Below are 11,411 nucleotides of genomic sequence, written 5' to 3' on the forward strand. Positions count from 1 at the left end.
GCGGGCTAAAGATAGATATAAAGATAGATATAGCGATGAGAAAAAGCAATTTAGCCCGTAAAAAGCATACTGAATCAAGGGTTTGTATATGCTGCAGAACTCTCTATTGAAAGATTTAAAAAAGTAAAATTACGATAGAGGGGCAAACATTGTTTTCTTAACAGGTTATTTACTATATTTTTTGTTTTAATGGGCGGTATATTTTAAAATATTTTTGAATATATATTTATTTATACCATTTTTACCGACGCTTTCCATTTATTCACACTATTTTTGGTTTACTTTCAATTGTTTTGACCCAATGAGACAACTAAACCGAAGACTATTTATTAAAACATCCTCTCTGGCAGGCGTTGGCGCGTTCATTCATGCTAATGCCTTTGCCATTGAGTTCCCAACCGTTCGAGTGGCCGCCGCTCAACGCAAGTTCAGCAGTCCTGTTATAGAAGCTGCCATCAATCGCACGAAAAGTAGTATCAAAGATCCTGAATTGGCTTGGCTCTTTGAGAACTGTTTTCCAAATACACTGGACACCACCGTTCACTTCAAAATGAAAGAAGGGCGGCCCGATACCTTTGTTATTACGGGCGACATTCACGCTATGTGGCTGCGCGACAGTACGGCGCAGGTATGGCCGTATTTACCACTCATTACCAAAGATGAAAATTTAAAGCAACTCATCGCGGGCGTAGTTAACCGTCAGACCGAATGTATTTTGATTGACCCTTACGCCAATGCCTTCAACGACGGTCCGGGGCATAGTGAGTGGCTCAAAGACCATACGGATATGAAACCCGAACTGCACGAACGCAAGTGGGAATTGGATTCGCTTTGCTATACAGTGCGTTTGGCCTATTACTACTGGAAAACTTCCCAAGACAGCAGCGTTTTTGACGAAAAATGGCTTAAAGCTGCGCAGCTTCTTATTGCTACCTGCCGTGAGCAACAGCGATTCAAGAACCAAGGTAAGTACCGCTTTGGCCGTACCACCTCTTGGTCGACAGATACGGTGCCGGGTAATGGGTATGGAAACAATACCAAGCCCAATGGCCTTATCCACAGTATATTCCGGCCGTCGGATGATGCTACGCAATACCCTTTTTTAATTCCTTCCAATTTGTTTGCCGTAGTATCGTTTCGCCAAATAGCGGAGATTGCGGAGAAGATTTATAAGAATCAGACGTTTGCCAACGATTGTTTGAGTTTTGCCAACGAAGTGGAGCAGGCCATCAAAAAACACGCCGTTATCAATCATCCGCAATTTGGCCCCATTTACGCCATGGAAGTCGACGGATTTGGAAATTGCCTTTTTCAGGACGATGCCAATGTGCCGAATCTCCTCGGATTGCCCTATTTGGGAGCCGTTAAAGCCGATGATAAGGTATATCAGAATACCCGTCGTTTTGTATTGAGTGAGTCTAATCCTTACTTTTTTAAAGGGAAAGCGGCCGAAGGAATGGGAAGTCCGCATACGTTGGTGAATCAGATTTGGCCCATGAGCATCATCATGCGGGCGATGACTTCAACTGATGACGAAGAAATTTTGGCGCAGTTACGTTTTCTGAAAAATACCCATGCCAAAACGGGTTTTATGCACGAGTCGTTTGACAAAGACGATGCCACGCAATTTACACGTAAGTGGTTTGCGTGGGCCAATACCCTTTTTGGTGAATTATTGCTCAAAATTGAGCGCGAAAGGCCGCATTTGTTGAGTAAAGTATAATTTTACTTCACGCAGGGGCGCTGAGACGCAGAGTAAATCAAACCAAATGTCTATACAAAACATCATTTTCCGTAAAGCAACTCCTGCCGATGTCGAAGACTTAGTTCGACTTCGAATGGCCTTTTTGAAGGAAGTACAAAAACCTGAAACGCGCCAATTGGATGATGCGACCTTGGAAACGGCTCTTCGGATGTATTTTCAAAGAAGTGTGGAGAATGATGAATTTGTAGCTTGGTTGGCCCTTCACGAAGGCAAAATCGTGGCGACGAGCGGTTTGTGCTTTTTTCAAATTGCCCCAAGATTTACCCTTCAGGACGGGAAAATCGCCTATGTCCTCAATATCTACACCCTTCCTGAATGGCGCGGGAAAGGATTGGGGAAACAAATTTTTGACCATATTTTACAGGAAGCGAAGAATCGAGGTTACAAGCGCATTTCGCTCCATGCTTCCGACGACGGCCGCCCCGTTTATGAAAAATTCGGTTTTCGTCTGACGAGCGATGAAATGGAATTACGACTTTGAAAAATGAGTGAATGAGCGAATAGGTTAACCATTACCCGAATAATAAAAAATGAAGAAACTGTATTTTTCTCTTTCAGTCTTACTGTTGTCATTGACGCTTTTTGCTCAGCAACATTCGGAGCAGAACCACACCAAGTACGTAGTGCCTTCCGACCCCAAAGTCAAAGAAAAGCTGAATCAGTGGCAAAATGTAAAATTCGGATTGCTGATGCACTGGGGCACCTACAGCCAATGGGGGATTGTGGAAAGCTGGAGCCTCTGCCCCGAAGATGAAGGTTGGTGTGAGCGACGCGGGCCGTACAAAGACAATTGGTATGAATACAAAAAAGCCTACGAGAATCTCCAAGATACCTTCAATCCTACGCAGTTTGCACCCGAAAAATGGGCCACCGCCGCCAAAAATGCGGGGATGAAATACGTGGTTTTTACCACAAAACACCACGATGGCTTTTGCATGTTTGACACCAAACAAACGGACTACAAAATCACAAAATCTCCCTTTGGCAGTAATCCGCGCAGCAATGTAGCCAAGGAAGTATTCGGTGCTTTTCGCAACGAAGGATTTATGATTGGCGCTTATTTTTCCAAACCCGATTGGCATACCAACGATTATTGGTGGTCGTATTTTCCGCCCAAAGACCGCAACCCTTCCTACCGTCCCAAACAATACCCTCAGAAGTGGGAGAGTTTTAAAAAATTCACCTACAACCAAATTGAGGAGTTAATGACTGACTATGGTAAAGTAGATATTTTGTGGCTTGATGGAGGTTGGGTTCGTCCTTTCAGTACCATTGATACGACGATTTCCTGGCAAAAAACCATTCCTTTTGACCAAGACATTGACATGGCGCGTATTGCCAAAAGAGGCAGAGAATTGCAGCCTGGCCTATTGGTGGTGGACAGAACGGTGTCGGGTGAGTTTGAGAATTATGTCACTCCCGAGCATCAGATTCCTGACAGCTACATGGATATTCCGTGGGAAACCTGCATGACAATGGGAGATTCGTGGAGTTATATTCCCAAAGAGAATTATAAATCAGCCCGAAAGTTAATTCATATTTTGGCCGATATTGTTTCAAAAAATGGCAATTTGCTGTTGAATGTGGCCCCAAGTCCCGAAGGAGATTTTCAACCGGAAGCCTATCAACGCCTAAACGAAATCGGGGCGTGGATAAAAGCAAACGGAGAAGCGATTTATGAAACTCACGGCGACAATGAGGTAGGACCGCAAGGCAAATGGGTTTTTACTCACAAAGGCAATACCACCTACGCTATTTACCGAGCAGACGAAGGAGAAGCGATTCCGCAAACAATTGAAATTGAGAAACTAAATTTGGGGAAAACGGCAAAAATTACAGTAGTAGGTAACGCAGAAAACCTTACATGGGTAACGAAAGAGGGAAAAGTAGCTGTACAAATTCCCGAGAAATTGGCTAAGAAAATCCCTAACAGCTATGCCTACGTTTTAAAGATTACAAAGTAAAAATTCGCGTTTCTAAGACTATAACTAACCTTCTATAACCAACAAACTAATGCAATCAAGAAGAAATTTTATTCGATGGTCGGCTTTGAGTCTACCATTGCTTTCGATAAGTAAAGCATTCTCTCACAAGAAAAGCAATAATGCCGTTACCAAGCCGATTGTTGTCTCAACTTGGGACAGTGGTTTGCCAGTCAATGCCGTCGCTTGGAAAGTCCTCAAACAACCCAATAGCCGTGCTTTGGATGCGGTGGAAGCAGGAGCTCGCTCGATTGAAGACACCATTAATTGCTGCGTTGGTATTGGAGGAAATCCTGACCGGGATGGGAAAGTGACGTTGGATGCCTGCATTATGGATGATAAGTTTAACTGCGGCTCCGTTATGGCGTTGGAACATATCAAGCATCCTATTTCGGTAGCGCGTAAGGTGATGGAAAATACCCCGCACGTTCAACTGGTAGGGGATGGAGCTTTGCAATTTGCCTTGGCAAGCGGTTTTCAAAAAGAACCGGATGTACTTTCGGCTGATGCGGAGAAAACCTATAAAGAATGGTTGAAAAAATCGGAGTACAAACCGGTTATTAATATTGAACAGCAACAGAGTAAAGGTCAAACAACAAAAGGAGGTCCTTTTGCTCCCAACTTTTTTGACGACGGTACGCCGAATCACGATACGATGGGAACCATTGCGATGGATGCCTCCGGTAATCTTTCCGGGGCGTGTACTACGAGCGGTATGGCCTTCAAAATGCACGGGCGCGTTGGTGATTCTCCCATTATTGGCGCGGGACTTTATGTAGATAATGAAGTAGGAGCAGTAACGGGTTCAGGACAGGGCGAAGAAGTAATTCGAGTGGCGGGAGCCTTCCTGATTGTAGAAATGATGCGAATGGGCAAAAGTCCGGAAGAAGCGTGTAAAATTGCGGTTGATCGCATTGTAAAAATCAACCCCATCAAAGCCAAAGATTTTCAGGTAGGATTCATTGCCATTAACAAGCAGGGAGAATACGGCGCGTATTCTATCCATCATGGCTTTAATTTCTCAGTTACTCATTCTGAAGACGGTGGTAGAGTGTTTATGGCAAAGAGTCATTTTCCGAAGAAGTAATCTGAGACTTCGTACTGCCATGGACGTATCAAACATAGACAAGTGCATTTTCTGAAACATAGATAAGTTTCGGAAAATGCACTTGATTGTTTTAAGTCGTTACTTAAAAGGATCGCTGAATTTAGCATCGGCAGCAATGCCTGTGTCGGTCAGGGTTTTCATAAACGCAACCAACGCATTTTTTTGAGCCGGACTCAGGTTGAGGCGTCGGGGTTGGCCGTTATTTCCACGCAATTGAGGAGAAAGATTTACGTGCGGTTTCACTTGGCTGTTGTAATGTTCCACCACCTGCTCAAGCGTAGCAAAACGGCCATCATGCATGTACGGAGCCGATTTTTCAATACCTCGTAAAGAGGGAACTTTGAAAAGACCGTTTTGGGTAGGGTTGCCCGTATTGGCACCAACGCCGTTGTCAGTAAACACAAGGTCAAGCCCGTTGTTTCTGGCGCCCGGAGCCGAAAAAGTCTCCGCAACGTGACAGTTGGAACAATTGCCTTGGTTGAAAAACAATTGTTTTCCCTGGTTTTCTTCGGCCGTAAAATTGGCAAAATTAGTGTTGCCTGGGTTTTGATTGTTGGTTAAAGCGGCTCTTCCTGTATCGTATTTAGTGCGATAAGAGACCATCGAACGAATGAATTGAGCCAACGACCGAACAATACGAGCCGAATCAATGGTAGGCGAGCCGTACGCATTTTGAAAAAGGCCGGTGTAATAGGGTAAGGTTTTCAACTTCGCTACGACGCTCGGCATGGTCATTCCCATTTCGACGGGATGGACAATAGGGCGAGATGCTTGAGCCTCGGCAGAAGCGGAGCGCTCATCCCAAAAAAATCGGCCGTTGGGGTAATACATGGCGTTCAGTAAAGACATAGAATTGCGGGTAGTCAATCCACCCACAAAACCTTTACTGAATTTAAGCGGGTCAGAAAACGAATTGGCCTGTTGGTGACAGGAAGCGCAAGCCGTAGTGTTGTTGAAACTGAGGCTTTTGTCATAGAAAAGGACCCTGCCCAACGTAGCCCCCTGATTCGTAGTTGGATTGTTATTAGGCGTATTGATTTGATTTCTAACCTGCGGCGTGTTTAAGTGAGCAGGTAAAGTCACGGATGCGTAATTAAAAGGGGTAGCTGGTAAAGTAGGAGTAAGGGCGGCCAAACGCGCGTTTTGGTTGGAAGGGGTCGAAAATTCAGTTTGTAGTGTCTCTTTTTGACAGCTCACGACGATACCAAAGACAAACAAAGCGAGAATCGTCCGAATTAAGTTGAATTTCATGGAATGAGGGGTTTAAGTTTAAGTAGATAATGGAAGATTAGATGAAAAGATACTTAAAAACCGGCGTTGGAAGCTCATTATTTTTCAAAAATTTTGAATAACGATTTTGTATTTTCTATAACCCCTTATTAATCAACCCTAAACTTATTTCTATGAATCGATTTATTCTTGTCTTTTTCTTCTTAATTTCCATCCAACAGACCATTGCGCAAGATTGGCTACTTGCGACTATTGCTCAAAAGAGCGACGTAAAGCTCCTGAAAAATGGCAAAGTCATTGAAATCAGTAACGGGCTTATCGCTCGCCAAATCCAAATTTCTCCTAACGCGGCTACCGTTAGTTTCAAGAATCTGAAAACCAACGAACAATTTGTACGGTCGGTTAGGCCTGAAGCGAGAGTGACGCTCAACGGACAAACCTATAACGTGGGCGGGTTGTACGGCCAAAAAGAACATGCCTATTTGCTCGAAGAATGGACGAATCAATTTACTGCCGGTTCCAATGATTTTCAGTTTGCTCGACATACAGTCACTTCCATCAAGCCTCATTTTGACTGGAAACCGACCACTTGGACCGCCAATAAAAATTTGCCGACTGGCAAAGAGTTGACCCTGTATTTTACTGCTAAAAACGCTGATTTGAAAGGCGTTGAAGTGGCTGTTCACTACGAAATTTTTGACGGAATTCCTGTGTTGGATAAATGGGTAACGATTGAAAATAAATCAGGGAAAGAGTTGAAAGTCAATCAGGTAGTAAATGAAATTTTGGCAACACCCGAAGAAGAATCAGCGGTAGTGGGTAAGCCTGAAAAGATGAAAAAGCCGCAGAAGTTATTCATTGAAAATAACTTCGCCTACAACAACGCCATGCGTTACGACCTGTCAGACCAAGCGACGCACTGGAAAATTGACAGCAGTTATACATCCCAAGTCAATTACAACTACGAAACTCCCTGCGTGGTAGAAGTGTATCCGCTTTTGGGGGTAGGAATAGACTTGCCTGCCAATGAGCAATACAAATCCATTCGTTCCTATGAACTGTTACTGGATTCGTACGACCGCGAACGCAACGGTTTAGCGCGTCGAAAAATGTACCGTACGCTGTTTCCTTGGACGTCGCAAAATCCTATTTTCATGCACCTGATCAGTACCGAACCTGCCAAGGTCAAAAGTGTCATTGACCAATGTGCGGAGACGGGTTATGAGATGGTGATTTTGAGTTTTGGCAGTGGTTTGAATATGGAAGATGCTTCAGAAACTAATATTGCAAAATTCAAGGCGTTGACCGATTATGCCCACAGTAAAGGCATCAAATTAGGAGGTTATTCCCTCTTCAGCAGTCGTCGTATTGATGATGAAAATGATGTGATAGACCCCGTGACAGGCTTGCCCGATAAGGCTGCTTTTTTTGGTCATGCGCCATGTTTGGCCAGTAAATGGGGTATCAATTACCTGAAAAACCTGAAAAAATTCATTGCTGAAACAGGCTTTGACTTGCTCGAACACGATGGCCCTTATCCGGGCGATGTTTGCGCTTCTACCAAGCACCCCGGCCACAAAGGTTTGGAAGATTCGCAATGGGCACAGATGACGATGCAAAAGGAATTTTATCAGTGGCTTAACGGTCGAGGGGTCTACATCAATGCGCCTGATTGGTATTTTTTAGACGGTTCGCACAAGATTGGCTTAGGCTATCGAGAAGTTAACTTTTCATTATCCCGAGAGCAGCAGAAAATTCTGAATCGTCAAAACATCTACGATGGCTTATGGGAAAAAACACCGTCCATGAGTTGGGGCTTTGTTCCTTTGACCAAGTACCAAGGCGGTACAGCCGACGCGGTATTGGAGCCTTTGAGTGAGCATTTGACCGATTACAAACAACTTATGATGCAGTACTACGGCGCGGGCGTACAAGCCTGTTATCGCGGTCCTCGTTTGTACGATACGGATGCTACTAAACAAGTCGTCAAAGAAACCATTGATTGGTACAAAAAATACCGCGACATTCTTAATTCCGACATTCTTCACCTCCGTCGCCCTGATGGACGTGATTGGGACGGTATCATGCACGTCAATTCTTCGTTGAAGGAAAAAGGACTGGTTATGTTGTATAATCCTTTGAAAGAGGCCATTACGCGAAAGATAAAATTGCCTTTGTATTACACAGGTTTAAGCAAAGAAGCCACGGTTCATACACAGGAGGGAAAAGCAACGAAGTATGCATTAGACAGAGATTACAACGTTGAAGTGACAATTACGATTCCTGCGGAGGGGTATAGTTGGTTGGTTGTGGAATAAAAAATATAGTATAGCTATCAATAAAATAATCATGAAACGAATACACACACTTCTCCTTTGCCTTTTTACCTCCCTTACTTTCGCCCAAACTCCCACTGATTTTACGTGGTGGAAGCCCTCTGACAGCAAATTTCCGGTCATTGACGGGCAAGCGTGGTCGAATGAAATGCGGGACACTATCCAACGTTTCCCACCTCGGGCTGAGGCTTCGGTTAGAAAAGCCGTTTGGAATTTGTCACGCAACAGTGCCGGGCTTTCGATTCGGTTTGTGAGCAATGCGCCACAGATTATCATTCGTTACAAAGTGACGGGTTCGGCGTCGATGCCTCACATGCCTTCCACGGGCGTAAGCGGCGTGGATTTATACGGAATTGACAGCGATGGGACGTGGCATTTGGCCTCAGGAAAATACAGTTTCAAAGACACCGTTGTGTACAATTTTGACAAACTGAGACCCAACGACAATTACCACAAACTGGGTCGCGAATACCGATTGTTTCTTCCTTTGTACAACAGTGTCAGGGACTTAGAGATTGGTTTTCCTGGGGGAAGCATCTTCACGGTGCTTCCACAAAGAATGGAAAAACCGATAGTAGTGTATGGAACATCCATTGCCCAAGGCGCGTGTGCATCACGGCCGGGAATGGCTTGGACCAATATTGTAGCCAGAAAGTTAGACCGTACGGTGATTAATCTGGCATTTTCGGGAAACGGGCGTTTGGAGAAAGAAGTAGTTGACCTGATTAACGAGATTGACGCCAAGGTTTTTGTGTTGGATTGCCTTCCCAATTTGATTTATCCCATTGTAGAGCGTAAAGAATTGCAAAAGCGAATTATTGAGTCGGTCAAAAGTTTACGAGCCAAACACCCGCAGACCCCTATCCTTTTGACCGAACATGATGGCTATACGGAAGGCTATCTGATGCCACATCGTCAGCCGCTTTTTGAGGAGGCCAACCAAGATTTACGCGAAGCATTTGGCCAATTAACCACCGAGAAAGTTGCAAATATTTACCTGTTGCCCATTTCGGAAATCGGTATGGATTTGGACTGTATGGTGGATGGTACGCACCCCAACGACTTGGGGATGATGCGTTATGCAATCGCTTATGAGAAAAAATTAAGGGAAATTTTACAACAACCCGCAGGCACGCTGACTACGCAAATCCCTACTTGCCATAACCGTGAACCAGGCAGTTATAATTGGGAAGAACGCCACAACGAAATCCTGAAACTCAACCAAATTGAGCCGACCAAAATCCTGTTGATTGGCAATTCTATCACGCACAATTGGGGTGGTAAACCCTTGAACAATCGCATTAAAGGAGCTGATTCCTGGCAAAAATACCTTGAACCGCTACAAGTCAGAAACTTTGGTTTTGGCTGGGATCGAGTTGAAAATGTACTTTGGCGAGTTTATCATGACGAATTAGAAGGGATTTCGCCCGAGAAAATTGTCATCAATATCGGTACGAATAACCTGCATTTGAACACCGACGAAGAGATTGTTCAGGGGTTAAAGCTACTGGTTCAGGCCATTCAAATTCGACAACCCAAAGCGAAAGTGATACTGATGGGTATTTATCCCCGTCGTGAACAGGAGGCGCGAGTTTTGACACTCAACAAAGGAATTCAATCAATGGCAAAATCGGAAGGGGTTGGTTTTGAGGATATTGGCAAGAAGCTGTTGCTGAAAACCGGCAAGATTGACGAAACCTATTATTCTGACGGACTCCATCCCAATGCGGCAGGCTATGAATTGCTGGGAAAAGAAATTCAACCCATTTTAAGATAGAACAATCCAAAAACCATTATCATGAAATTAAAGACTATTTTCTGTGTGCTTGCCCTTTGCGGAACGCTTGGGGCATTTGCTCAAACCAAAACCGATGAATTCAAAGTGGTGGGCTATTATGTGCCTTCGATTCCTCCCGAAAAAATTCCGATTGATTTATTGACCCACATCAATTTTGCCTTTGCCATTCCTGCCAAAACGGGCGATACGCTGGAGCCTTTGAGAAATCCGGACGCTTTAAAAAATCTGGTCAGTTATATTCACAAAAACAAAAAACAGGTCTTCATTTCCATTGGCGGTTGGGGAATCGGTGACGGTGGTGGCGACGATACCCGTTTTCATAAAATGGCCGACCGTCCCGAAGGACGACATACGTTTGTCCAAAATGTGATGAAATTTGTTGGTACTTATCAAGTGGACGGCGTGGATTTGGATTGGGAATATCCTGACGAAGACAGTCGCTCGGCGGATGATTACGTAGCGTTAGTGAATGAATTGGGTGATGCGCTTCATGCCCAAGGTAAGAAACTGACCGCTGCCGTGATTTCATACGGAAAAAAAGGCTATGGCATGAAAAAAGAAGCGCTTGATAAAATGGATTGGGTTAACCTCATGGCCTACGATGATGATTATGGCCCAAGTTATGTTATTGCGCATTCTCCTTACTCATTGGCCATTAAAAGCTTGGATTATTGGACAAAAGAAAGAAACCTGCCTTCTCAAAAAGCCATTCTGGGTTTGCCTTTTTATTCCAAAAAAGGAATGGGAAACTACGGCCCCGATTATAAATCGCTGCTCAAAGACGGTGCAAGTCCTTTTGATGATTATTGGAAAGGAGCCTTTTACAACGGCATCTTAACCATCGAGCAAAAAACGCGATTGGCCAAAGAACGAGGGTGCGGTGGTGTGATGATTTGGGAAATCTCATGCGACACCACCGACGATAACTCGTTGTTAAAAGCCATTAAACGAGGCCATTAAAGAAAGTGAATTTACAACCCCTATCCCCCCCTTTCCCCTGTGAGGGAAAGGGGGGCTTTAGAAGTCCCTCCCTCACAGGGACGGTCGGCCGCTGCCGAGGGATTTAGGGTGGGGTATAACTTTTTATACCTTTCCTTTACCAAATAAAAGTGGCGACGGTTTTAGCGCTTAGGGCTGACATGTTTTGTTTGCCTTTGTACCGAATGTTGAATTCAACGGGTTTGTCACTTTC

Annotated in this window: 8 protein-coding genes; 7 read left to right on the forward strand and 1 reads right to left on the reverse strand. The window is 44.4% G+C overall.

The features are described from left to right. Window positions 1–301 precede the first annotated feature (301 nt). The 4 genes from Q0081_RS01045 to Q0081_RS01060 are packed head-to-tail and all read left to right on the forward strand — an operon-like array spanning window position 302 to window position 4,834. Window positions 302–1,723 (forward strand): glycoside hydrolase family 125 protein, encoded by a 1,422-nt coding sequence (locus tag Q0081_RS01045; RefSeq protein WP_298348318.1) that lies wholly within the window; start codon window positions 302–304, stop codon window positions 1,721–1,723. Window positions 1,724–1,769: 46 nt separating this feature from the next. After that, a complete protein-coding gene (locus tag Q0081_RS01050) occupies window positions 1,770–2,246 on the forward strand; it encodes a GNAT family N-acetyltransferase (protein WP_298348320.1) in 477 nt (158 codons plus the stop codon). A 49-nt stretch (window positions 2,247–2,295) separates the two neighbouring features. Continuing rightward, window positions 2,296–3,729, forward strand: a complete 1,434-nt coding sequence (locus tag Q0081_RS01055) for an alpha-L-fucosidase (RefSeq protein ID WP_298348322.1) — start codon at window positions 2,296–2,298, stop codon at window positions 3,727–3,729. Between the two features lie 49 nt (window positions 3,730–3,778). After that, entirely contained in the window at window positions 3,779–4,834 is a 1,056-nt protein-coding gene (locus Q0081_RS01060; RefSeq protein ID WP_298348324.1) for an isoaspartyl peptidase/L-asparaginase family protein, read from the forward strand. A gap of 99 nt (window positions 4,835–4,933) precedes the next feature. On the opposite strand, the gene Q0081_RS01065 is transcribed toward Q0081_RS01060, so the two are convergent. Then, on the reverse strand, window positions 4,934–6,106 hold the full coding sequence (locus tag Q0081_RS01065) for a cytochrome-c peroxidase (protein WP_298348326.1): 1,173 nt from the start codon (window positions 6,104–6,106) through the stop codon (window positions 4,934–4,936). A 152-nt stretch (window positions 6,107–6,258) separates the two neighbouring features. On the opposite strand from Q0081_RS01065, the gene Q0081_RS01070 reads away from it, so the two are divergent. From Q0081_RS01070 to Q0081_RS01080, 3 genes are read left to right on the forward strand one after another with little or no spacing between them, the layout of a single operon-like run. Further along, window positions 6,259–8,403 carry an alpha-galactosidase gene (locus Q0081_RS01070; protein ID WP_298348327.1) on the forward strand — a complete coding sequence of 715 codons (2,145 nt, stop codon included), beginning with the start codon at window positions 6,259–6,261 and terminating at the stop codon, window positions 8,401–8,403. Window positions 8,404–8,434: 31 nt separating this feature from the next. Further along, window positions 8,435–10,198: an SGNH/GDSL hydrolase family protein gene (locus tag Q0081_RS01075; protein ID WP_298348329.1), complete on the forward strand. Its 1,764-nt coding sequence runs from the start codon at window positions 8,435–8,437 to the stop codon at window positions 10,196–10,198. A 21-nt stretch (window positions 10,199–10,219) separates the two neighbouring features. Beyond that, window positions 10,220–11,179 (forward strand): glycosyl hydrolase family 18 protein, encoded by a 960-nt coding sequence (locus tag Q0081_RS01080; RefSeq protein ID WP_298348330.1) that lies wholly within the window; start codon window positions 10,220–10,222, stop codon window positions 11,177–11,179. Window positions 11,180–11,411 lie beyond the last annotated feature (232 nt).

It is taken from the genome of Runella sp., from assembly GCF_027484545.1.
Taxonomy (GTDB): Bacteria; Bacteroidota; Bacteroidia; order Cytophagales; family Spirosomataceae; genus Runella.